The sequence below is a fragment of the Streptomyces hokutonensis genome, assembly GCF_042751305.1.
Classification (GTDB): domain Bacteria; phylum Actinomycetota; class Actinomycetes; order Streptomycetales; family Streptomycetaceae; genus Streptomyces; species Streptomyces hokutonensis_A.
In genome coordinates this window covers 381482-403771 of the sequence record NZ_JBHYWD010000005.1, presented here as the reverse complement: position 1 = coordinate 403771, position 22290 = coordinate 381482, and the positions used below count along the sequence as shown (strand labels likewise).

The 22290-nt window shown below is 69.8% G+C and carries 22 protein-coding genes; 13 read left to right on the top strand and 9 right to left on the bottom strand.

Going from position 1 to position 22290, the window contains the following annotated elements; genetic code table 11:
* Positions 1-83 precede the first annotated feature (83 nt).
* Positions 84-449 carry a DUF192 domain-containing protein gene (locus ACFXC1_RS16765; protein WP_381243332.1) on the bottom strand — a complete coding sequence of 122 codons (366 nt, stop codon included), beginning with the start codon at positions 447-449 and terminating at the stop codon, positions 84-86.
* Between the two features lie 131 nt (positions 450-580).
* Between ACFXC1_RS16765 and ACFXC1_RS16760 the strand changes: the two genes are divergently transcribed.
* The 4 genes from ACFXC1_RS16760 (at position 581) to ACFXC1_RS16745 (ending at position 3707) form a co-directional block, all read left to right on the top strand.
* Positions 581-1333 (top strand): prepilin peptidase, encoded by a 753-nt coding sequence (locus ACFXC1_RS16760; protein ID WP_381243329.1) that lies wholly within the window; start codon positions 581-583, stop codon positions 1331-1333.
* Positions 1334-1372: 39 nt separating this feature from the next.
* Entirely contained in the window at positions 1373-1945 is a 573-nt protein-coding gene (locus ACFXC1_RS16755) for a dihydrofolate reductase family protein (protein ID WP_381243327.1), read from the top strand.
* Between the two features lie 40 nt (positions 1946-1985).
* On the top strand, positions 1986-2858 hold the full coding sequence (locus tag ACFXC1_RS16750) for an LLM class flavin-dependent oxidoreductase (RefSeq protein WP_381243324.1): 873 nt from the start codon (positions 1986-1988) through the stop codon (positions 2856-2858).
* A gap of 63 nt (positions 2859-2921) precedes the next feature.
* The gene (locus tag ACFXC1_RS16745) at positions 2922-3707 is read left to right on the top strand and encodes a class I SAM-dependent methyltransferase (protein ID WP_381243322.1); all 786 of its coding nucleotides are present in this window, start codon (positions 2922-2924) and stop codon (positions 3705-3707) included.
* A 1-nt stretch (position 3708) separates the two neighbouring features.
* On the opposite strand, the gene ACFXC1_RS16740 is transcribed toward ACFXC1_RS16745, so the two are convergent.
* A complete protein-coding gene (locus ACFXC1_RS16740) occupies positions 3709-4869 on the bottom strand; it encodes a winged helix DNA-binding domain-containing protein (RefSeq protein WP_381243319.1) in 1161 nt (386 codons plus the stop codon).
* Between the two features lie 660 nt (positions 4870-5529).
* Between ACFXC1_RS16740 and ACFXC1_RS16735 the strand changes: the two genes are divergently transcribed.
* The 4 genes from ACFXC1_RS16735 to ACFXC1_RS16720 all read left to right on the top strand — a co-directional run bounded on the left by ACFXC1_RS16735 (position 5530) and on the right by ACFXC1_RS16720 (position 10485).
* Positions 5530-6303 (top strand): isoprenyl transferase, encoded by a 774-nt coding sequence (locus tag ACFXC1_RS16735; RefSeq protein ID WP_381243316.1) that lies wholly within the window; start codon positions 5530-5532, stop codon positions 6301-6303.
* Between the two features lie 310 nt (positions 6304-6613).
* Positions 6614-7939, top strand: coding sequence for a PhoH family protein (locus ACFXC1_RS16730; protein WP_019072758.1), 1326 nt, complete (start codon positions 6614-6616; stop codon positions 7937-7939).
* A gap of 401 nt (positions 7940-8340) precedes the next feature.
* Positions 8341-9030, top strand: a complete 690-nt coding sequence (locus tag ACFXC1_RS16725; protein ID WP_381243313.1) for an aggregation-promoting factor C-terminal-like domain-containing protein — start codon at positions 8341-8343, stop codon at positions 9028-9030.
* Positions 9031-9171: 141 nt separating this feature from the next.
* The gene (locus ACFXC1_RS16720; protein WP_381243310.1) at positions 9172-10485 is read left to right on the top strand and encodes an AI-2E family transporter; all 1314 of its coding nucleotides are present in this window, start codon (positions 9172-9174) and stop codon (positions 10483-10485) included.
* 28 nt (positions 10486-10513) lie between these two features.
* Here the strand turns inward: ACFXC1_RS16720 and ACFXC1_RS16715 are convergent, their stop codons facing one another.
* Entirely contained in the window at positions 10514-11053 is a 540-nt protein-coding gene (locus ACFXC1_RS16715; protein WP_381243307.1) for an alkyl hydroperoxide reductase, read from the bottom strand.
* A gap of 6 nt (positions 11054-11059) precedes the next feature.
* Complete coding sequence (locus ACFXC1_RS16710) at positions 11060-11611, bottom strand: peroxiredoxin (RefSeq protein ID WP_381243305.1); 552 nt, start codon at positions 11609-11611, stop codon at positions 11060-11062.
* Between the two features lie 137 nt (positions 11612-11748).
* Here ACFXC1_RS16710 and ACFXC1_RS16705 point away from each other — a divergent pair, with 137 nt between their 5' ends.
* The 4 genes from ACFXC1_RS16705 to ACFXC1_RS16690 all read left to right on the top strand — a co-directional run bounded on the left by ACFXC1_RS16705 (position 11749) and on the right by ACFXC1_RS16690 (position 14658).
* Positions 11749-12705, top strand: a complete 957-nt coding sequence (locus tag ACFXC1_RS16705) for a LysR substrate-binding domain-containing protein (RefSeq protein ID WP_381243302.1) — start codon at positions 11749-11751, stop codon at positions 12703-12705.
* Between the two features lie 177 nt (positions 12706-12882).
* Positions 12883-13797, top strand: coding sequence for a MarR family transcriptional regulator (locus ACFXC1_RS16700; RefSeq protein WP_381243299.1), 915 nt, complete (start codon positions 12883-12885; stop codon positions 13795-13797).
* 68 nt (positions 13798-13865) lie between these two features.
* Entirely contained in the window at positions 13866-14225 is a 360-nt protein-coding gene (locus ACFXC1_RS16695) for a roadblock/LC7 domain-containing protein (protein WP_381243553.1), read from the top strand.
* Between the two features lie 4 nt (positions 14226-14229).
* Positions 14230-14658, top strand: a complete 429-nt coding sequence (locus ACFXC1_RS16690) for a hypothetical protein (protein ID WP_019072752.1) — start codon at positions 14230-14232, stop codon at positions 14656-14658.
* A gap of 24 nt (positions 14659-14682) precedes the next feature.
* Here the strand turns inward: ACFXC1_RS16690 and ACFXC1_RS16685 are convergent, their stop codons facing one another.
* The 5 genes from ACFXC1_RS16685 to ACFXC1_RS16665 form a co-directional block, all read right to left on the bottom strand.
* The gene (locus ACFXC1_RS16685) at positions 14683-17022 is read right to left on the bottom strand and encodes an ABC transporter permease (protein WP_381243296.1); all 2340 of its coding nucleotides are present in this window, start codon (positions 17020-17022) and stop codon (positions 14683-14685) included.
* On the bottom strand, positions 17019-17711 hold the full coding sequence (locus ACFXC1_RS16680) for an ABC transporter ATP-binding protein (RefSeq protein WP_381243293.1): 693 nt from the start codon (positions 17709-17711) through the stop codon (positions 17019-17021). Before ACFXC1_RS16680 ends, ACFXC1_RS16685 begins: the two co-directional genes overlap by 4 nt.
* On the bottom strand, positions 17708-18232 hold the full coding sequence (locus ACFXC1_RS16675) for a PadR family transcriptional regulator (RefSeq protein WP_381243290.1): 525 nt from the start codon (positions 18230-18232) through the stop codon (positions 17708-17710). The genes ACFXC1_RS16680 and ACFXC1_RS16675 overlap by 4 nt, the downstream gene beginning before the upstream one ends.
* 159 nt (positions 18233-18391) lie before the next feature.
* Positions 18392-18649, bottom strand: coding sequence for a type II toxin-antitoxin system antitoxin (locus ACFXC1_RS16670; protein ID WP_381243287.1), 258 nt, complete (start codon positions 18647-18649; stop codon positions 18392-18394).
* Complete coding sequence (locus tag ACFXC1_RS16665) at positions 18646-19578, bottom strand: SPFH domain-containing protein (protein ID WP_381243551.1); 933 nt, start codon at positions 19576-19578, stop codon at positions 18646-18648. Before ACFXC1_RS16665 ends, ACFXC1_RS16670 begins: the two co-directional genes overlap by 4 nt.
* 210 nt (positions 19579-19788) lie before the next feature.
* Here ACFXC1_RS16665 and ACFXC1_RS16660 point away from each other — a divergent pair, with 210 nt between their 5' ends.
* Positions 19789-22170 (top strand): transglycosylase domain-containing protein, encoded by a 2382-nt coding sequence (locus ACFXC1_RS16660; protein ID WP_381243284.1) that lies wholly within the window; start codon positions 19789-19791, stop codon positions 22168-22170.
* Positions 22171-22290 lie beyond the last annotated feature (120 nt).

Here is a 22290-nt window from a genome sequence, read left to right as displayed (position 1 = left end):
CCGCTCGCGAACCTCTTCGTCGTGGCGGAGTCGCGTCCCGCCGAAATCCGGCGCGCCCTCGCGGACTTGCTTTCCCGCTCCCCCTACTCCGGCTCCACCGTCACCCGAACCCCCACCCCCAACCCCCACCCCGCCATGACCCCCGCCTCCGCCTCCAGCACATGCCGGGACCGGAGCCGCGGCAGGCCCAGTCGTCCCGGCCTCATCGTGTGGACGGCGACGACCTCCAACTTCCCGTTCAAGTAGGCCACATCGATCGGGAAGCGCATCCGGAACGTGTGCACACTGCTCGCCGGCGAGAGCAGCATCGCCCCGTCGATCCCGTCCCGGCCGAGCAGCCCCTTCGTGCGCGCCCGGTAGGAGGTCGCGAGCTCCAGCGGGACGGCGACCGGGCCCGCGGCCCCCCGCACGATCAGCTTCCCCGGCCCGTCACTCCAGCGTCGTCCCATACCAGGTCACCCTTCTGCGTCACTCCGGATCCGGTGCCGACCGGCCTACCGACCGTATCCGCCCCTGACTGGGCCCCACATGGGCCCACGGACCCATGCCCCGCCCGCCGCCACCCGGATATCGTCCCCGCGTGCGCCTGATTCTGATCGTCCTGGGTGCCCTCTGGGGCGCGTGGTCGGGCCTTCTGCTGCCCCGCGCCGCCCACCGCCTCTCCGTCGAGGCCGAGGAACCCTGGAACGGGCACTGCCCCGACGGCCACCCGATCAGGGGTCCGTACGACGGCTGGCTGGGCCGCGCCCGCTGCAACGGAACCGGCCCAGCACACCCGTGCGGTTCCTACGGGCCCAGCACCCCCGCCGTATCCACCGCCATCGCCCTCGTCTGCGCGACCCTCGCCGCGGCCACCGGCCCCCACCCCGAACTCGTCGTCTGGCTGCTCGCCGCACCCGTCGCCGTGCTGCTCGCGCTGGTCGACTACCGGGTGCACCGTCTCCCCGACGTCCTCACCCTCCCCCTCGCCGCCGCCACCCTCGCTCTCCTCGGCGTCGCGGCCCTGCTGCCCGCCGACGCCGGCTCCTGGCCCACCGCGCTGCTCGGTGGACTCGCCCTCGGCGCCGGGTACTTGGCGCTGTATCTCATCAACCCCGCCGGCATGGGCTTCGGCGATGTGAAGCTCGCCCTCGCCCTCGGCACGGCCCTCGGCTGGTACGGCTGGCCGGTGCTCGTCACGGGTGCCTTCGCGGGGGTGCTGTACGGCGCGCTGTACGGCCTCGGGATGGTCGCGCTGCGCCGGGCGGGTCGTAAGACGGCGATTCCGCTGGGGCCGTTCATGCTCGGCGGCGCGTTCACGGGCGTGGTGCTGGGAGCGTTGGCGGCGGCGTGAGACGGTGGTGAACCCGGTTCTGAACGAGGTGACGTACCCGTGCGGAAGATCTCCTACATGATGTCCGTGTCCCTCGACGGTTTCCTGGAGGGCCCCGACCGGGACATCGGCTGGCATCTGGTCGACGACGAACTCCACCGGCACATGAACGACACCCTCAGGCCCTTGGGCGCCTTCCTCGACGGCCGGGTCACCCACGAACTGATGGCCGCCCACTGGCCCACCGCCGACGCCGACCCGGACGCCTCCGCGGTCACCGCCGAGTTCGCCGCGATCTGGCGGGACAAGCCGAAGACCGTGTACTCGCGGACCCTGCCCGCCGGTCCCGCCGAGTGGAACACGACCGTCGTGTCCGAGGTCGTCCCCGAGGAGGTGCGCGCCCTCAAGGAACAGCCCGGCGGAGACCTCGGCCTCGGCGGCGCCGACCTCGCCGCCACCTTCCTCCGGCTCGGCCTCGTCGACGAGATCAAGGTGTACGTCCACCCGGTCCTCATCGGCCGCGGCACACGCATGTTCCCCGAGGCCGACACCCACACCGCGCTCCGCCTCACCGAGAACCGCACCTTCGGCAACGGGGTCGTCCTGCTGCGCTACGAGCGGGTCGCCCCGTAAATCCGTTGTCCGCCGTGCTCTCACCGGATAGGAAGAACCCATGACTGGACTCGGCGCGGTGTTCCGTCCCCAACTTCCCCCCGAGCGACTCCGTGCGGTGGTCGAACTCGCCGACGCCTCGGGGCTCGAAGAGCTCTGGCTGTGGGAGGACTGCTTCCGCGAGGGCGGGATCTCGGCCGCGGCGGCGGCGCTCGCCTGGAGCGAGCGGGTGCGGATCGGCGTCGGACTGCTGCCGGTCCCGCTGCGCAACGTCGCCATCACCGCGATGGAAGCCGCCACGCTGTACCGGCTGTTCCCGGGGCGCCCGATCCTCGCCGTCGGACACGGCGTTCAGGACTGGATGGGCCAGGTCGGCGCACGCGCCGAGTCCCCGGTGACCCTGCTGCGCGAGCATCTCGACGCGCTGCGCGCCCTGTTGCGCGGAGAACGGCTCACCACCCAGGGCCGCTACGTCAAGCTAGACGACGTAGGCCTCGACTGGCCGCCGGCCGGTCCCGTCGAGATCCTCGCCGGCGCCGGCGGCCCGCGCACCCTCCGCCTCTCCGGCGCCGCGGCCGACGGTACGGTCCTCACCGCGTCCACCGCACCGGACGGCGTTCGACGGGCCCGCCAACTCATCGACGAGGGACGGGAGTCGGCCGGTCGTACCGAAGCGCACCAGGTCGTCGTCTATCTCCTCACCGCCACCGGACCCGGCGCCGCCGCCCGAGTCCGCGCCGAACTCGCCGAAGAGGGACTGGAGTCGGTCCCCGACCTCGGTGTCGCCGGCGACGCGGACGCCGTCGCGAAGGCCGTCCAGCGCCTCGCCGAGGCCGGCGCCGACACGGTCGTCCTCCAGCCCACCGGCGACGAACCCGACCCGGAGGCCTTCGTACGCTTCGCGGCGGAGGAGGTCAGGGCACTCGTCCCCTGACCCGCCCCGCGCTGCTTCGAAAATCGGCAGCGCCCACCGACACTGCCCTGCGACCATCGCCGCATGGGCAACAGCAGGAGCTTTGAGGATCTTGTCGCGGAGGGGGCCGCCGTCCCCACCGAGGGCTGGGACTTCTCGTGGTTCGAGGGGCGGGCCACCGAGGCACGTCCGTCGTGGGGATACGCGCGCACGGCCGGGGACCGCCTCACCTGGGCGAACACCGCCCTGGACGTCCAGACCGGCGGAGGGGAGGTCTTCGACTTCGCCCTGGGCCGGGCCGCCGTCCAGCCCCCGATGATGGTCGCCGCCACCGAGGGCTGGCCGCCGAACGTCGCCAAGGCCACCGAGCTGCTCCGCTCGCGCGGGGTCGTGGTGGTCGCGGCGGCCGAAGACGCCCCGCTGCCCTTCGCCGACGCCACCTTCGACCTCGTGCTGAGCCGCCATCCGGTCCGCGCCCACTGGCCGGAGATCGCCCGCGTGCTGCGCCCCGGCGGCACCTACTTCGCCCAACACGTGGGCCCCCGCAGCGCGTTCGAACTCGTCGAGCACTTCCTCGGCCCCCAGCCGGAGGACGTGAGCGGTGCCCGCGACCCCGAGCGCGAGCGGGCCGGCGCCGAGGCCGCGGGTCTCGAGGTCGTCGGCCTGCGGGCCGAACGGCTGCGCATGGAGTTCTACGACATCGCGGCCGTCGTGCACTTCCTGCGCAAGGTGATCTGGATGGTCCCGGACTTCACGGTCGAGGCCTACGAGCCCCAACTCCGTTCCCTGCACGAGCGGATCGAGACCACGGGCCCGTTCGTGACCCACAGCACCCGGCACCTCTTCGACGTACGCAAGCCGCTCGCGTGACTCAGGCGTGCGGCCCGGAGACGACGTCCCCGATCACCAACTCGGCCCGCGCCTCCAGCACTTCGCCCACCCGTTCCGCCCGCTCGCCCAACTCCCGTTCCTGGCGCGCCGAGAGCTTCCCCAGCGGCTCGACGGTGACGGTCGTACGCCGTCCGCGTCTGCGCTGGTGCCAGACCCCGGCCACCACCCCGTCGACCAGCAGCACGGGGTAGTTGCCGGCCTGCCCGCCCGCCAGCGCCCGCTGGTACGCGGCACCCGGGAACAGCGTCTCGCGGGGCTGGGCGGCGATGACGTAGGCGTCGAAGTAGGGGAGGAGGCGCACGCCCCGGACCGGTTCCCCGGGGAACGAGGTGTCGCCCGCCGCCAGCCACGCGCGCGTGCCCTCGAAGTCGGCCTCCTCGATTCCGCCCTCGGCGGCGCAGGTCTCGAAGAGCGTCGTCGCCCAACCTCCGGGCGCCGCGAGCCATTTGGCGAAATCCGGTGGGGTCGCCGGACCGTAGGCGCGCAGATATCGCCGTACGAGGGTGCGCAGGGCCTCGGCCGTGGGGAGCGGGGTGAAGCGGGGCGGGCGGGTGTAGGTGACTTTGCGGCCGCGGTTCGGGCCGAAGCACAGGGCGCCGGACTGGCCGGCCCGGTGCAGGACCTGGCGCCAGCGCGGCCACAGGTCCTGGAAGGCCGGCATCACCCGGTCGCCCGCCCACGGGCCGGTGCGGGCGACGACCGCCTCGTCGAGTTCGTCGATGGTCAGGGTCTGTCCGTCCAGGGCGTCGGCAATGGCCGCGACCACCTCGGTGGCCTGTGTCCCGGTGAGCCGGATGTCGGGGGCGAACCGGCCCGTGCCCGGGATCGCGGTCAACGCGGCGCTCCACAGCGGGAGTTCACGGGTGGGCAGCAGATGGACGGTCCCGCGCGGGCCGTGGGTCTTGAGGAGGGAGGCGGGTGAGCCGTCGGCCTGCCACAACGCCGTTCGCACGTCCGCCCGGGTCCGCCCGGCAGCCCGTACCCCGACCGACAGCTCGGCCGCCGACAGCACCTGCGCGTGGGCGGCGAGCATCGACGCCACCACGTCGGCCACCGGTGTGCCGGTCCCGGCCGGGGTGTCGAGGAACTGCCGTTCGAGACGGCGGGCGCTCGCCCGGGCCCAGGTGGTCTTCACAGTCATGGCGCGACGCTAGGGCCGAACTAGGTCACAGGACGTCCGCCACACGTCCACGCGGTTTCCACATCGTTATCGAGATCGACTCGCGTTCCGGCCATCTCCTCACGTAAGTTCAGACCAAGGTAATTCGCGTGAGCAAAGCTGCGCGGTCGGCACCGCGCGGTGGAGGGGGCTGCGCGGTGCCCCTGCCCCGTCAAGCGGACGTTCGCCGGCGGTGTCACCCCTGCGAGCGACACGCCGGGGGGTGGCGGAAAACCTCCACGTTCTCCTCCGAATCCGCTGTGAACCGGCCATGATCAGGGCTGGAATCAGGGCTTCCGGACCCCTGGACGTGTTGTCGGCCGACTCCGGAGAGTAGTTGTGGCACGCCGATGCACGCAGCATCACTTACGAAGGGTTATGGTGGAAACCCCCCCTCGGGCCGGTCCGTATCCCCCCCACGGACCGGCCCGATTTTTTGTGCCCCGCGGTGACGGCCCCCGCGCCGGCCGGCGGCGACCCCGGACCGACCCCCGTGCCGAACCGGGCCCGACCCCCGCGCCGAACCGAGACCGACCTTCGTGCCGAACCGGGATGAGCCCAGACACTGCTTGGGGGAACCGGGCTCCAGCGGGGGTAGGCTTCGACGCCGGGGACTGCCATCCACGGAGGGGCTGACAACACGTGAACGTGCGCGACACCCTGCGCCGCCTGCTGGTCAGGTTCTACGCACGCAGGGTGGGAGGCCATCTCGACCACGCACAGGTGCCCAAGCACATCGGCGTCATCATGGACGGCAACCGGCGCTGGGCGAAGGCCGCGGGTTCCACCACCGTCCAGGGGCACCAGGCCGGCGGCGACAAGATCGAGGAGTTCCTCGGCTGGTGCAGCGAGACGGACGTCGAGGTCGTCACCCTCTGGCTGCTCTCGACGGACAACTTCGACCGCCCGCAGGAAGAACTCGGCCCGTTGCTCGGCATCATCGAGAACGTCGTCACTTCCCTTGCCGCGGACGGCCGTTGGCGCGTCCACCACGTAGGCACCCTCGACCTGTTGCCGTCGGGAATGCAGTCCGCCCTCAAGGAGGCGGAGGAGTCCACCGCGCACATCGACGGAATACTCGTCAATGTCGCCATCGGCTACGGCGGCCGGCAGGAGATCGCCGACGCGGTCCGCTCGATGATCCTGGACGCCGCCGACAAGGGCACCTCGCTGGAGGAGCTCGCCGACCACGTGGACGTCGAACTCATCGGCAAGCACCTCTATACGGGCGATCAGCCCGACCCCGATCTGGTGATCCGCACCAGCGGGGAGCAGCGGCTGTCCGGATTCATGCTCTGGCAGACGGCCCACTCCGAGTACTACTTCTGCGAAGTCTTCTGGCCGGCCTTCCGAAAGGTCGACTTCCTGCGCGCGATGCGCGACTACGCCGCGCGACACCGGCGTTACGGCGGATGACGGACAAGGCGCCCCGAGTACCCCGTTTGGTGCACAAGTAACAAGGAGTTCACCAGGGCGTCGTCATATGCCGTGGCATGGCGGCGCATGTTCGAGGGCATAAGCCAAGCAGGTCGACGCCCGAACCACGGGTGTCGTATCTCAGCGGACGGCACGGGGCCGTCCGCCCGGGAGGCCCTTTGCACCAGTTCGACCGTGCGGTCAGTACGGGCGAGACGGAGGGCCGGTCCCCGGCCCGCGCACTGCGGTCCGGACCGGTCCAGCTCCTCTCCGTCGCTCCCCGACCTCTTCCGAGGGGGTACGTCCTTCCGTGGTGACCAGCACAAAGCGCCGCCTGCCTGACCGGCGCACCTATGTTCTCGACACCAGCGTTCTGCTGGCCGACCCGAACGCACTGAACCGCTTCGACGAGCACGAAGTCGTGCTGCCGATCGTCGTGGTCACAGAGCTGGAGGCCAAGCGGCACCATCCCGAACTCGGCTACTTCGCCCGGCAGGCCCTGCGCCTGCTCGACGAGTTCCGGGTCCGGCACGGTCGCCTCGACGCCCCCATTCCGATCGGGGAACTCGGCGGCACCGTCAGGGTCGAGCTCAACCACTCGGACCCCAGCGTGCTGCCCAGTGGGTACCGCCTGGGGGACAACGACTCCCGCATCCTCGCGGTCGCCCGCAATCTGCAGGCCGAGGGGTACGACGTCACCGTCGTGTCGAAGGACCTTCCGCTCAGGATCAAGGCCTCGTCCGTCGGACTCCTCGCCGAGGAGTACCGCGCGGAACTGGCCATCACGGGCTCCTCCGGCTGGACCGGAATGTCCGAACTGACCCTGCCGGGCGAACAGGTGGACATCCTCTTCGAGGAGGGCCACGTCTACGTCCCGGAAGCGGCCGACCTTCCCGTGCACACCGGGCTGACCATCCAGTCCGAGCGCGGCAAGGCGCTGGGCCGGGTCACCGCCGACGGCAACGTCCGGCTGGTGCGCGGCGACCGGGAGGCCTTCGGCATCAAGGGCCGCAGCGCGGAGCAGCGCATCGCGCTGGATCTGCTGCTCGACCCGGACATCGGGATCCTGTCCATGGGAGGCCGGGCGGGCACCGGCAAGTCCGCGCTCGCGCTCTGCGCGGGCCTGGAGGCGGTCCTGGAGCGCCGCCAGCACAAGAAGGTCATGGTCTTCCGGCCGCTGTACGCGGTGGGCGGACAGGAGCTGGGCTATCTGCCCGGCTCCGAGGCCGACAAGATGGGCCCCTGGGCCCAGGCGGTCTTCGACACGCTGTCCGCGGTCACCAGCCGCGAGGTCATCGAGGAGGTCACCGCCCGCGGGATGCTCGAGGTCCTGCCCCTCACCCACATCCGCGGACGCTCGCTGCACGACGCGTTCGTGATCGTGGACGAGGCGCAGTCCCTGGAGCGGAACGTCCTGCTGACCGTCCTGTCCCGAATCGGCGCCAATTCACGGGTGGTTCTCACCCATGACGTGGCCCAGCGGGACAACCTGAGGGTCGGCCGCTACGACGGTGTCGTCGCCGTGGTGGAGAAGCTGAAGGGCCACCCGCTCTTCGCGCATGTGACCCTCACTAGGTCCGAGAGGTCCCAGATCGCGGCGCTTGTGACCGAAATGCTGGAGGACGGCCAAATCTGAGGTAGTTGCACGTCAGTTGGCGCCGCCCCGCAAAGCCAAGGAGCTTAGCGGGGCGGCGCTTTGGCGTCCTGCTGTTTCTCCAAATCCCCTGGGGCAAACGGGATGTGAGCTTTCACACGCAACTCAGAATTGCCACTCGGCGTCCGGTTACGGCAGAGTCTCATTTCTGTCAGGCCCCGCATACGACACACGTGTACCCCCAGCGGTACGCACCAACTTGAGCATCACAGCCAACTCCACAGCGAAGTCGTATGCCGCCCGCTCTCCACGCGGCGCTCCCCTCGCGGGAGTTGCCCACCGGGCCCGTGCCTCCCGTGACCCCGTAGGTGGGAGGCCAGCGTTCAGGGGCACGATTGCGTCCGCCAGGGTCACCGAAGCGGACGATGCTGGAAGGAAACCGTGTGAGCCGGATTTCGGTCCGGGGATTCGCAGTGGCTTCGGCCACCGCGGTCACCGCCGTCGGAAGCGTCGTGGGCGTTGCCTCTGGCAGCGTCGCTCAGGCGCAGAACAATGACGCCGAGACGACGGCAGCCGACACCACGCTCCTGGCGGACATCCCCACGGGCCAGCAGGCCCAGGTGCAGACCGCTTCCTTGACGCAGCAGGCCGACGCCCAGGCGATCCAGGCCGACGCGAGCGCCAAGAAGGACGCCGAGGAGTCGGCCCGCCTGGCCGCCGCGAAGACCGCGGTCGCCAAGAAGGCCGCAGCCGAGAAGGCGGAGAAGCTGGCCAAGGAGCGCGCCGCGGCGAAGTCCGCGGCCAGCCGTTCCTCTTCCAGCTTCCCCGTGCAGAGCTCGTACTCGACCGCGCAGATCCAGGCCATGGCCGCGCAGATGGTGCCGAGCGGTCAGTTCCAGTGCTTCAGCAACATCGTGTCGCACGAGTCCGGCTGGAACTACCACGCGGTCAACGCCTCCTCCGGCGCCTACGGTCTCTTCCAGGCACTCCCCGCCTCCAAGTACTCCTCGGCGGGCTCCGACTGGCAGACCAACCCAGCCACCCAGATCAAGTGGGGCCTCAACTACATGGACAGCCGCTACGGCAGCCCGTGCGAGGCCTGGTCGTTCTGGCAGGCGAACAGCTGGTACTAGTGGTACGCCCGGTCCCCGGGCCGCTCAACCTCAGAAGGCCCCTCCCCGTCATAGGGGGAGGGGCCTTCGCCCTGTACGGTCGGACACGCAACGGCTCCAAGGGGGAGTGAGGTGGGGACGGACGGGGGGAGAGGGCGGATCATGTCGCGAGTACCAGGGTGGCTCGGCCGGCTCGGCAACGGGCTGAGCGAGATGGGGGAGCGCTTGGACGAGCGCCGTGCCGAGGTGGAGAAGGAACACTCCGAGGCCGGGCCCGAGTTGCCGCCCGCCGACCCCGAACCCCCCGAGCCCGCCCCGGTACCCGTCACCATCGACCGTGACCGCCCCGACCCCGCGCTCGCGGTGCCCTGGGGTGTACGGGTGGCCGCCGAGGCGGGCTGGCGACTGCTGATCCTGGCCGGCACGGTCTGGGTGCTGATGCGGGTCATCAGCGCCGTCCAACTCGTCGTCCTCGCCTTCGTCGCCGCACTCCTCATCACGGCGCTGCTCCAGCCGACGGTGGCCCGCCTGATCCGCTACGGCTTCCCGCGCGGGGTCGCCACGGCCCTCACCGCGATCCTCGGCTTCGTCGTGATGGGCCTGATCGGCTGGTTCGTGACCTGGCAGGTCATGGCCAACATCGACAACCTCTCCAACCAGGTCCAGAACGGCGTCGACGATCTGCGCAACTGGCTGCTCAAGGGCCCGTTCCACGTCACCGAGAAGCAGATCAACCAGATCGCCAAGAACCTCCGCGAGGCCATCGGCGCCAACACCGACCAGATCACCTCGGCCGGCCTGGAGGGCGTCCAGGTCATCGTCGAGGCCCTGACCGGCATCCTGTTGACGGTCTTCTCGACCCTCTTCCTCCTCTACGACGGCCCGCGCATCTGGCAGTGGACACTGAAACTGGTGCCCGCGGCGGCCCGGCCGGCGATGGCGGGCGCGGGCCCGCGCGCCTGGCGCACCCTCACGGCCTACGTCCGCGGCACGGTGATAGTCGCCCTGATCGACGCCATCTGCATCGGCATCGGCATCTACTTCCTCGGCGTACCGATGGCCGTGCCGCTCGCCGTCTTCATCTTCCTGTTCTCGTTCATCCCGCTGGTCGGCGCGGTCGCGTCCGGCGCGCTGGCGGTCGTCGTCGCGCTGGTCACCCAGGGCGTCGTCGTGGCCCTGTTCACCCTGGGCGTCGTCCTCGCCGTCCAGCAGATCGAGGGCCACATCCTCCAGCCCTTCATCCTGGGCCGAGCGGTCCGGGTCCACCCCCTCGCGGTGGTCCTCTCGGTCGCCGCGGGCGGCATGGTCGCCGGCATCGGGGGAGCGGTGGTCGCCGTCCCACTGGTCGCGGTCACCAACACGGTGGTGAGCTACCTGAAGGCCTACGCCCAGGGCACGGAGCCGCCTTCTCGGCTGTCGCCGAAGCCGCGGGGGGCTACGGCGGTTTCATCGACACCGCCGGACCAGGCACCGTAAACGACGTTTCCCACCCACCCGTTCACCGTCAGCCGAGAGGTTTCAGCACCGCCTCCGCCTCCAACGCAACCCCCACCGCCTGCACCACCGCCGCGATCTTGAACGCCTCCTGGATCACGTCCCGTTCGACCCCCGCCTTGCGCAGCACCTGCTCGTGCGAGTCGAGACACATCCCGCACCCGTTGATCGCGGACACGGCGAACGACCACAACTCGAAGTCGGCCTTGTCGACACCGGGGTTGGCGATCACGTTCATCCGCAGCCCCGCCCGCAGGGTGCCGTACTCGTGGTCGGACAACAGGTGCCGCGTCCGGTAGAAGACGTTGTTCATAGCCATGACCGCGGCGGCGGCCTTGGCGGCCGTGTACGCCTCCGGCGACAGGTTGGCCTTCGCCTCAGGCGCCAACTCCCGCAGTACGAGCGGCGATCGGGACGCGATCGCCGTCGCGAGCACCGTCCCCCACAACTGCTGCGCGGGAAGGTCGGAGTTGCCGATGACCGAACCGAGGTTGAGCTTCAGGTCCTTGGCGTAGTCCGGTATGGCGGACTTCAGGGCGTCCAGTGACATGTCAGCTCACTTCCCGGCGAGCAGCGCGCCCGCGTCCAGCGTGTCGTCGCCCTTGGTCCAGTTGCACGGGCAGAGCTCGTCCGTCTGGAGCGCGTCGAGGACCCGCAGGACCTCCTTGGGGTTACGGCCGACCGAGCCCGCGGTCACCATGGAGAACTGGATCTCGTTGTTCTGGTCCACGATGAACACCGCGCGCTTGGCGAAGCCGTCCTCGCCCTCGATGCCGAGGTCCCGCATCAGCTCGTGCCTGGAGTCGGCCAGCATCGGGAACGGCAGGTCCCGCAGGTCGTCGTGGTCCTTGCGCCAGGCGTGGTGGACGTACTCGGAGTCGCCGGAGAAGCCGAGCACCTGGGCGTCACGGTCGGCGAACTCGTCGTTCAGCTTGCCGAAGGCGGCGATCTCGGTGGGGCACACGAAGGTGAAGTCCTTGGGCCACGCGAAGACCACTTTCCAACCTTCATAGGTCTTGTGAGTGATCCGTTCGAACTCCTTGCCCTTCTCCAGCGAGACACAGGCGGTCAGATCGAACGACGGGAACTTGTCACCGACAGTGAGCACGAGCTCTCCTTACAGCGGAGAAGCACCCGAGCGGAATGGGTGCTTCTCATGGTGTTTGGTCGGCCCCGATCCTGGCACAACGTGCATTGATTGTGGAAATAGCTACACTGGGGCGTGTTGATCGGAGGCGGTTATCAGTGACCGTTAGTAATACGAGTAAGAGACGCCAGCCCAGCCTGGCCCAGTTGCGCGCCTTCTCCGCGGTCGCCGAACACCTCCACTTCCGGGACGCCGCCGCCGCGATCGGCATGAGCCAGCCCGCCCTGTCCGGTGCAGTCGCCGCACTGGAGGACACCCTCGGCGTCACCCTCCTGGAGCGCACCACCCGCAAGGTGCTGCTCTCGCCCGCCGGCGAGCGGCTCGCCGTGCGGGCGAAGGCGGTGCTGGAGGAGGTCGGGGCGCTGCTGGCGGAGGCGGAGGCCGTGCGGGCGCCGTTCACCGGGGCGCTGCGCCTCGGGGTCATCCCGACCGTCGCGCCGTATCTGCTGCCGACCGTGCTGCGGCTGGTGCACGACCGGTACCCGGACCTCGACCTCCAGGTGCACGAGGAGCAGACCGCGAACCTGTTGGAAGCGCTGACCACCGGTCGCCTCGACCTGCTGCTGCTCGCGGTGCCCCTCGGTATGCCCGGAGTGGTCGAACTCCCGCTGTTCGACGAGGACTTCGTGCTCGTCACCCCGCTGGGCCACCCCCTCGGGGGCCGGTCCGGCATCCCGCGCGAGGCGCTGCGCGAGCTGAATCTGCTGCTTCTCGACGAGGGGCACTGCCTGCGCGACCAGGCTCTCGACATCTGCCGGGAGGCCGGCCGCGCGGACGCCCCGGTGACCACGACGGCCGCCGGACTCTCCACGCTCGTACAGCTCGTCGCCGGCGGGCTCGGGGTCACGCTGCTGCCGCGCACCGCCGTACGCGTCGAGACCACCCGCAGCGACCAACTCCTCACCGGCTACTTCACCGAGCCCGCCCCGACCCGCCGGATCGCCCTCGCGATGCGCACCGGAGCCGCCCGCCGCGCCGAGTACCAGGAGCTGGCCGTCGCCCTCCGCGAGGCCCTCCGGCCGCTGCCCGTCAGGGTGTTGGGCACCGGCAACTGACCCGTCCCCGTTCGGTCAAATGAGCGCCGTACAAAGGAAATCGAACGGCGGGAATTCTCAACTTCCGTCACCCGCAGGCAGGTAGGAAGAACCCCGCCGGAATATGCGCTCGGACTGATACACCTTCACCCCTCAGCGCTACACGTCAGTTGCGTGTACGAAAAGCCTAGGGGAGTGATGTCGGGCATTCGGGATTCCCTCGGCCGGGTCGGTCACGACCTGCTCGCGGCGGCTCTTTCGGCCTGTGGGCGCGAGGAGTTCACCGGGGGACTGCGGGTGTCCGGCAGACCCGGCGGGATCTTCCATCTGCGCGGCGGGCTCGTCATCGCGGTGGAGAGCCCCGGTGCGCCCGGTCCCGAGGCACTGGTGCTGCGCTCCGGCCGGGTCACCGGCGAGCAATGGGCCGAACTGGTACGGGAGTCGGGCGGCTCGCGCTGGCCGGTGGCCGGACTGATCGCCCACGGGTACGCGGGCGCAGCCCAGTTGCGGATCGTCTGCGTGCTGGCCCTGCACGACGCGGCCTTCGCGGTCGTCGCCGGAGACGTCGACCACTGCGAACGCGCCCCGGACGTAAGGCCGTTCGCTCCTGTCGGCATCGGCGAACCACCGATCCGGCTGCTCCAGGACGGAGCCCGCAGACTCGCCGCGATCGCCGCGCTCCCGTATCCCGTACGCCCCGACCGGGAACGCCCCCGGGCCCCGGCCGGCGGTCTCGACGAGGCCGGACTCGGCATGCTGCAACGGGAGTTGCTCACCCATGTCGACGGCCGACGCACCGCCCGCGATCTCGCCTTCCGCACCGGGCGCGGCGTCTACCCGGTCACCGCCGAGGTCGCGCGGATGCTCGCCGAGGGGCTGCTGGAGTGCTCCGACACCCCGGTGCCGATCCCGGTCCGGGTGCCGCCCGACGGACCCGCCCTGCGCCGTCGTGAACCGGCGCCCGCGCCCCCGCAGTTCATCGCGCCCACCGCACCCACCGCGCTGCCCCGCCGTAATCCGGGGGCCAGCGGCATCACCGAATCTCTCGTCCCCGAAAAGAGCGGGGCGGGCTGGAAAGGGTTCTTCCGACTGCGGAACGGAACCTCGAAATGACCCTGACGGACAAATACGATCAGTTTAGGGGAGTTGAGTAAGTGGATCACAAAGCCCTGACATTGGAAATGCGCACACTGCGCGAACAGGTGACCGGAATCACCGACACCGCGCTCACGGCGGCCGACGGACTGCTCATCGCGGCCGACACCGCCGACACGATCGACCCGGAGGCCCTCGCCGCGCTCGCCGCGGCCGGCCTGGGCCTGGCCCGGCGCACCGCCGAGGCCACCGACCGCGGCACGCTGCGCCAGACGGTGACGTACGGCAGTCACGGCTGCGCCGCGACCTATGCCGTGGGCGACACCGCACTGATGGTGGTGCTCGGCGACGAGGGGATGGACGTGGACCGGCTGCATCTGGCGGCCCGGCCGACGCTCGACCGGATCGAGTCGATCCTCACCGAGAAGGCATCAGAAGGAGTGTGAAGGGATGGCGACGAAGCGTATGACCCCAGGATTCTCCGACCAGGTGATGGGCCTGGTCAAAACCCTCCGGACCGACGCCCCCGACTGTGTGGCCTCGGGCGTGGTCGACATGTCCACCGGCATGCTGCTGTCGTACGAGACCATCGACAACCACCCGCCAGAGGTCCTCGACCTGCTGGCGGGTGCGACCCTCGACCTGTTCCAGGGCCGGACGGTCGTGATGATCGAGGACGTCTTCAAGGAGCGCCGCGGGATCACCAGTGACCACCACTTCTTCCAGGAGATCCTCGTCAACAGCGAGAACCTCACCCATCTGTTCGTGCGGATGACCGAGCAACAGGACGTCGTCGCCGTGGTGGTCTGCCGCAAGTCGGTGAACGTGGGCATGCTCTTCGCCCAAGTCCGGCGCGTGGTGCGGGAGTACGGACTCTGACGAGGGCGGGCGGACGGCTGCGGACTACTCCGTGCGCAGCCCGTCCGGCCGCATCATCCGCAGCAGCGGCGGCAGGCTCAACAGCGTCACCGCCAGGACGATCCCCGCGCCGATGCCGGACATCGCCAGCACGCTCGACCAGTCGACGCGCACCGAGGTGGCGGTCATCTTCAGCAGCACCGCGCCCAGTGTCATCCCCACCACCGTGGCCAGGGCCAGGCCCAGGCCGATCGGGATCGCCGTCTGCCACAGCACCGACAGGCTCAGCGTGCGCCGCCGGGTGCCGAAGGCGACCAGCGCCGACAGCAGCTTCTTGCGCTCCCGCAACTGCTCCAGCTGCGACACCAGCAGGCTCGACCCGATGAGGAGCAGCACACAGGTGGCGCCGACGAACAGCCCGGTGCGGATCGACTTGAACTGCAGCGACTGCCTGGTGGACGCGAGCATGAACACGTTCGCCAGCGGGTTCATGCGCGCGGCGGTGTTGCGCACGTAGTCGCTCGCGTCCGCCACCGAAGGGTCGAGCGAGACGAACACGTGCTGGTCCAGGACGCGCATCGCGTTCGCGGGCATCGCGCCCGACGTGATCATCAGACCGTCGCGGGCGTAACCGGTCGGATCCTCGCGCGGCTGTGCCGTCTTCACACCCGCGGGCACCTTCCAGGGCGTCGGGTGCGAGACGCTCGACGTCCCGTCCCACGCCGGGTCGAAGTACACCGTGTGGCCGGCCGTGGCCATCTTCTTCGTCGCGGCGTCGTAGTTGCCGCCGGTGATCCGGAAGATGTCACCGTCCCGGCAAGCCGGCAGGCTCGCCACCTCACGCAGTTCGGCGCAGCTGCCGACGGAGATCTCCAGCTCGTTGTCCGGGTTCTTCGCCCGCTCGCCGACCGAGGTCTGCGAGATGGCCGACGTACGGCGCACGCCCTCGGTGTGCGCCAGGCGCCGCCCGACCTCGGCGAGCGGAGTGCCGCTGCCCACGGAGACCTCCATCTGGGCCCGGTTCACATCGTTGCCGGTCTCCTTGGTGTAGTCGCCCTCGACGCCGGCGAACAGCATCTGCAGCGCGATCGCACCGGCCACCGCGACCGCGATGCCGTTGACCATGCGGGCGGCGGTCCCACTGCTCAACTGGAGCCTGCGGACCGCGAGTTGCCAGGACACCGAGCCGGAGTTCAGCCGGGCCACGGTGGCCTCGACGACCCAGGGCAGCAGGGCGGTGATGCCGACGAGCAGCAGGACCGTGCCGCCGATCACCAGGTACTGGTTGAAGTTCCCGTTGGAGTTGCCCTGCCCGACCATCGGGTAGAGCATCGCGAGGCCGGCCAGCGGCATGAGCAGCCGCCACCACAGCCGGCGCCGCGGCGGCTTCGCCTTGCGGACCACACCGAGCGGTTCGATGACGACCCCGCGCAGCGCGAACAGCGTCACCAGCACGGCCGAGGCCGGTACGGCGACGGCGACGAGCAGGGCGAGCGCGGGCGACGGGTTGAGGTCGCTCGGGAACACACTGATGTCCCGCACCTCCATCAGCGTCGCCAACTGCCGCCCCAGCAGGAAGAACCCGGTGCCGAAGACGAGCCCGAGGAGCGCCCCCGCGAGCGCCTCGCCGCCCGCGATCCGGCGCGCCATCCGCCCGTCCGCACCGACCAGCCGCAGCGCCGCCAGCCGCTGGTCCCGGCGTTCGCCGCCGAAGCGCACGGCCGCCGCGATGAACACGCCGACCGGCAGCAGCAGCACGACGAACACGATCAGGATCAGCAGCAGCAGGATCGGGTCGAGCTTGTCCGGCTGGGAGCTGGGGGAGGGCCCGAAGTAGTTGATGCGTTCGACGCTGCTGCCGGACTGGACCCGCTGGAGATCCTTTCCGCCCGCGTAGTAGGCGAGTTCGGCGGGCCCGATGAGCCCGGCCTGCGCGATGGTGCCGGTGATCCGGTAGGGCAGCCGCTCGCGCAGCAGCTTCCCGGAGCCGGACTTGAGGAGCTTGTCGAGCGCGGGGGAGACGACCATCTCGCCCACCGCGGGGAACTTCGCGACCCCCGGCGGCAGCGGTGCCTCGGCGCCCTCCGGCTCCACCATCCGGCCGCGCACGTCCTTCTCGCGGAACGTGGTGTCCGCGTCGGCGATGACGAGGGTGTTGTCCGCCTTCGGCAGATGCTTCCCGCTGTAGGTGAAGTCCTGCCGGGCGTTGCCGCGGTCGCTGCGCTGCGACAGCGCGTTCGGCAGCGCGGTGGTGAGCAGCAGCAGCGCCACCCCCAGCCCCACGCCGACCGCCGTCAGTACGGCCCGGATCCAGCCCTCACGCCCGCCGCCGAACGCGAACCGCACCCCCATGGCCAGATCGGCCGCCCACTGGCGCAGGTTCATACGATCCGCTCCATGTCCTTCGACTTGCCGTCCCGTACGACGATCTCGCGGTCCGAGTACGCGGCCACCCGGGCCTCGTGCGTGACGAGCACGACGGCCGCGTTCGTCGACCGGGCGGCCTCGGTCAGCAGCTCCATCACGCGCTCGCCGTTGAGCGAGTCGAGCGCGCCGGTCGGCTCGTCGGCGAACAGCACGCGCGGGTTGGTGACCAGCGAGCGGGCCACGGCAACGCGCTGCCCCTGACCGCCGGAGACCTCACCGGGCCGCTTCTTGGCGAGGTCGTCGACCTCGAGCCGCTCCATCCACATGAGAGAGGCGCGCTCGGCCTCCTTGCGGGAGGTGCCGTTCAGCCGCAGCGGCAGCGCCACGTTCTCGACACAGGTCAGCTCGGGCACCAACTGGCCGAACTGGAACACGAACCCGAACTCCGAGCGGCGCAGCGCGCTGCGCTGGGCGTCGCTCATCGTCGCCATCTCCTGCCCGTTGTACATGATCGAGCCCGAGTCGGGCGGCACGATCCCGGCGAGACAGTGCAGCAGCGTCGACTTCCCGGACCCGGAGGGCCCCATCACGGCGACCACCTCACCGGGGTGGATGGAGAACTCGGCGCCGTCGAGCGCGGTCGTCGGCCCGTAGGCCTTGCGCAGCTCCTCGGCCGCGAGCAGGGAACCGGCGGGATGCGTCGTCACTTGGCCACCACCTCGGCGAGCTTTTCGAGGCGCGCGGCGGTGAGCTCCAGCCACCGCAGGTCGGCCTCCAGATGGAAGAGGGCGTGGTCGCAGATCAGCTGGTCCGCGAGATCGCCGGTGCGCTTGCGGTCGGTCAGGATCCGCATGCCGCGCAGATGCTCGGAGCGCTGCACATCGAGGATCTCCGCCGCGTTCCGGTGCGTGAGCAGCGCGAGAACGACCTTGGTGTAGAGCGTCGACTGCAGATACGGCTCGGGCTTCTCGGGCGTCGCGAGCCACTGCTGTACGTCGGTGATCCCGGCGTCGGTGATCGCGTACCGCTTGCGCTCGGGACCGCCGCCGGCCTCGATGCCGTCGACCTCGACGAGGCCGTTCTTCAGCAGGCGGGACATCGTCGAGTAGACCTGGCCGTAGTGCAGCGGCCGGTCGTGACCGAACTTCTCGTCGAAGGCCCGCTTCAGGTCGTAACCGTGGCGCGGGCCGGACTCAAGGAGCCCCAGAAGGGTGTGACCGATGGACATGCGGAGCACTCTACATACGGCGTATACCCGGTGTGTATACGCACGGTGTGTAGATCATGGCCCGGGGTACGGCCCCGCAGGTGGGGGCCGATTGTCACGGTTCTGCTACATGCCGGGTGCGGATATCCCAGCCCGTCCGGCGTTTGAGGACGAGGCCCTTCAGGCCGACGGGGGTCCGGGGGCGGAGCCCCCGGGAGGCCGGCCACGACGAGGCAGTGGTCCGGCCTCACCGGGAAGCCGCCCTGCCTCTGCGAGAGCCCGCCGCAACAGGAACTCGATCTGCGCGTTGGCGGACCGCAGGTCGTCCCCGGCCCACCGGGCGATCGCCTCGTACACGGACGGGTCCAACCGCAGCAGCACCTGCTTGCGCTGCTGCGGCTGACGCTGAGGGGCCGAACCCCCGGAGGGAACCGTCACTGGTACAGGGTCCCCGTGTTCAGCACGGGCTGCGGCGACCGGTCCCCGCAGAGCACCACCAGGAGGTTGGACACCATCGCCGCCTTCCGCTCGGAGTCCAGCTCCACGATGTCCCGCTCGGTGATCCGGGCCAGCGCCGCCTCGACCATGCCCACCGCGCCGTCCACGATCTGCCGCCGGGCCGCGACGACCGCCCCGGCCTGCTGCCGCTGGAGCATCGCCGAGGCGATCTCGGGCGCGTAGGCGAGATGCGTGAAGCGGGACTCGATGATCTGGACGCCGGCCGCCTCGACGCGCGCGCTCAGTTCGAGGACGAGCTTCTCGGTGATCTCCTCGGCGTTGCCGCGCAGCGAGAGCCCGCCCTCGTCGTGGGAGTCGTAGGGGTACTCGATGGCGATGTGCCGTACGGCCGCCTCGGTCTGGATGGCGACGAAGTCGCTGTAGTCGTCCACCTCGAAGGTGGCCTGCGCGGTGTCGCGGACCTTCCACACCATGACCGCGGCCAGCTCGATCGGGTTGCCGTAGGCGTCGTTGACCTTGAGGACCGCGGTCTCGTGGTTGCGGACCCGGGTGGAGATCTTGGTGCGCGCGGTGAAGGGGTTCACCCAGCGCAGTCCGTCCTGCCGGATGGTCCCCCGGTAGCGCCCGAAGAGCTGCACGACCCGCGCCTCGCCCGGTGCCACCGTGTTGAGCCCGCGCATCGCGATGACCGCGGCCAGGAAGACAAGAAGCCCGCCGACGATCAGCGCGGCCTTGCCGCCGGGCGCGGTGACCGCGGTGGCGGTGGCGAGCAGTCCGGCGGCGAGCAGCAGCCCGGCGAGGCCGAGCACCAGTGCCAGCGCGCCGCCGATGCTGTGCGCGGCGAACTCGCGCACACGCGGGGCGGGCATCTCGGGTACGTCCGCCGTGGGTGAGTCCGTGGCCATCATTTCCCCCATATCTCGGTTGAAGCAAAGTGATATCACTTTACCCCCGCGCGGCAACCCTCAACCCCGTTCGTACGTCGGTTCCGTTGGAACAGGTGCTGATTCTCACGTCCGTAAAAGACAGGATCGGCAGACCTTTGTCACAACTGGCGGTGTTAGCTTTCTGAGCTGACTTGCAGCCACGGACGAGACGGAAGCGGAGCAGACGGACTCATGGGACGAGCGGAAGAGCGACGAGCGCGACAACGCGGTGGCCGCCGCGCTGCGCCCAAGAACCGCCGCTCGTCGGGGGCCACAGCGACAGCGACCGCCACAGCCACGGCGCCGGCCGTCAGCACCTCGGCCGGCACGAGCCGCATGGACGCCAAGGGCGGCAAGAGCGGCAAGGGCGGTAAGGGCGGTAAGAGTTTCATACGCAGACTCTTCACCTGGAAGAAGATCCTCGGCACGTTCCTCGGCTTCTGCCTGCTCGGCATCGGCGCGTTCATCGTGCTCTACATGATGATCAGCATCCCCGAGGGCAACGCGACCGCGAAGCTCCAGAGCAACGTCTACAAGTACAGCGACGGCTCGATCCTGACCCGCAGGGGCCAGGTCAACCGGGAGAACGTGGACCTCTCGCAGGTCCCGAAAGAGGTCCAGGAGACCTTCGTCGCCGCCGAGAACAAGACCTTCTACAAGGACGCGGGCGTCGACCTCAAGGGCACCGCGCGCGGTCTGCTCAACACGCTGTCCGGCAAGGGCGCGCAGGGCGGTTCGACGATCACCCAGCAGTACGTCAAGAACTACTACCTGACGCAGGACCAGACCGTCACGCGCAAGCTGAAGGAACTGGTCATCTCGCTGAAGCTGGACCGCGAGAAGTCCAAGGACTACATCCTCGCCGGATACATCAACACCAGTTACTACGGCCGCGGCGCCTACGGCATCCAGGCCGCCGCGCAGGCCTACTACCAGGTCGACGCGAGGAAGCTCTCGGTCGAGCAGGGCGCCTATCTCGCCGCGCTGCTCCAGGCGCCGAACCAGTACGACTGGGCGATAGCCACCGACACCGGCAAGCAGCTGGTGAAGGCGCGCTGGAACTACGTACTGGACAACATGGTCAAGCAGAACTGGCTGAGCTCCGCCGAGCGCCAGAAGATGACGTTCCCGACGCCCAAGCCGCCCAAGGCCGAGGCCGGCATGGAGGGGCAGAACGGCTACCTGGTGACCGAGGCCAACGCGGCGCTGGAGAAGCAGCTGATCTCCAGTGGCCAGGCCGCCAACACCAAGGATGCCGAGGCTCTGGTCACCGCGGGTGGCTGGACGATCACCCTCAACATCGACAAGAAGAAGCAGGCCCAGCTGGAGAAGTCCGTCAAGTCCCAGCTGACCAGCAAGCTCGCCCCGAAGAAGCGCAAGGTCGACGCGAACGTCCAGCCCGGCGCGGTGTCCGTGGACCCCAAGACGGGCGCGGTCGTGGCGATGTACGGCGGCGTGGACTATCTGAAGCACTTCAGGAACAACGCCACCCGCACCGACTACCAGCCCGCCTCCACCTTCAAGCCGGTGATCCTGGCCGCGGCCCTGGCCGACCAGGCCAAGACGCAGTCCGGCAAGACGATCACCGCCGACACGCTCTACGACGGCACCAGCAAGCGCCCGGTGGTGGGCAGCGACATCGCCTTCGCGCCGGAGAACGAGGACGACCAGAACTACGGCAAGGTCACTGTCCAGACGGCGATGAACAAGTCGATCAACTCGGTCTTCGCGCAACTCGGTGTCGACGTCGGCATGGACAAGGTGATGAAGACCGCCGGCGAGCTGGGCATGGACACCGCCGACCTGAAGGCCGTACCGGCGCAGACCCTGGGCACCATGGGCGCGAGCCCGATGGAGATGGCCGGCGTCTACGCCACCTTCGACAACCACGGCCGGAAGGTCACCCCGGCGATCATCAAGTCGGTGTCGCACAACACGCGCACGCTCACCATGCCGAACCCGATCGGCGCCCAGGTCATCCCGCGTGAGGCCGCCGACACGGTGTCCTCGGTGCTGACCGGTGTGGTCGACGACGGTACGGCGAAGGTGTCGGTGGCCGAGAACAGCAAGCGCGACGGGCAGCAGGTGGCGGGCAAGACGGGTACGTCCGACAGCAACCTGTCGGCCTGGTTCACCGGGTACACGCCCGACCTGGTCACCTCGGTGGGCCTGTTCGGCGAGAAGAAGGGCAGCGGCGCACACGTCCCGCTGACCGGTGCGACCGGTCTGATCACCGCGGGCGGCGGCCGTATCAACGGTGGTGGCTACCCGGCGCAGATCTGGGCGACGTACATGTTCGGAGTGACCGAGGCGAACAGCAAGTTCGACCTGGAGACCGACCAGGGTGCGGCCGTCGAGCCGGATTTCACGCCGACCCCGAGCGCGACCGTGTCGGCCACGCCGACCCCGACTCCCACGACGAAGAGTCCGTCGCCGACCCCGACGAAGGAGTCGCCCACGCCGACCCCGACTCCCACGCCGACCCCGACACCCACTCCGACGCCGACGACCAGTCCGCCGACGACACCGAGCGGCGACATCACGGACCAGCCGCTCGACCAGTTCGGCCAGTAGCCGGGTCACACGAACGGAAGGGGGGCGCCGCCGCACCCGCCCGCCCGCGCGGCGGCCCCCACGCGCGGTAGGGCGGGCGCCGGGGGGCGGGGGCGGTGGGGACCACGAGGCAAAACAACA

Excerpts from the sequence above, each read along its gene's own strand:
- ACFXC1_RS16765 (WP_381243332.1), bottom strand. The coding sequence starts at position 449 with ATGGGACGACGCTGGAGTGACGGGCCGGGGAAGCTGATCGTGCGGGGG.
- ACFXC1_RS16750 (WP_381243324.1), top strand. The coding sequence starts at position 1,986 with ATGACTGGACTCGGCGCGGTGTTCCGTCCCCAACTTCCCCCCGAGCGA.
- ACFXC1_RS16745 (WP_381243322.1), top strand. The coding sequence starts at position 2,922 with ATGGGCAACAGCAGGAGCTTTGAGGATCTTGTCGCGGAGGGGGCCGCC.
- ACFXC1_RS16740 (WP_381243319.1), bottom strand. The coding sequence starts at position 4,869 with ATGACTGTGAAGACCACCTGGGCCCGGGCGAGCGCCCGCCGTCTCGAA.
- ACFXC1_RS16720 (WP_381243310.1), top strand. The coding sequence starts at position 9,172 with ATGTCGCGAGTACCAGGGTGGCTCGGCCGGCTCGGCAACGGGCTGAGC.
- ACFXC1_RS16715 (WP_381243307.1), bottom strand. The coding sequence starts at position 11,053 with ATGTCACTGGACGCCCTGAAGTCCGCCATACCGGACTACGCCAAGGAC.
- ACFXC1_RS16700 (WP_381243299.1), top strand. The coding sequence starts at position 12,883 with ATGTCGGGCATTCGGGATTCCCTCGGCCGGGTCGGTCACGACCTGCTC.
- ACFXC1_RS16695 (WP_381243553.1), top strand. The coding sequence starts at position 13,866 with ATGCGCACACTGCGCGAACAGGTGACCGGAATCACCGACACCGCGCTC.
- ACFXC1_RS16690 (WP_019072752.1), top strand. The coding sequence starts at position 14,230 with ATGGCGACGAAGCGTATGACCCCAGGATTCTCCGACCAGGTGATGGGC.
- ACFXC1_RS16685 (WP_381243296.1), bottom strand. The coding sequence starts at position 17,022 with ATGAACCTGCGCCAGTGGGCGGCCGATCTGGCCATGGGGGTGCGGTTC.
- ACFXC1_RS16675 (WP_381243290.1), bottom strand. The coding sequence starts at position 18,232 with ATGTCCATCGGTCACACCCTTCTGGGGCTCCTTGAGTCCGGCCCGCGC.
- ACFXC1_RS16665 (WP_381243551.1), bottom strand. The coding sequence starts at position 19,578 with ATGATGGCCACGGACTCACCCACGGCGGACGTACCCGAGATGCCCGCC.
- ACFXC1_RS16660 (WP_381243284.1), top strand. The coding sequence starts at position 19,789 with ATGGGACGAGCGGAAGAGCGACGAGCGCGACAACGCGGTGGCCGCCGC.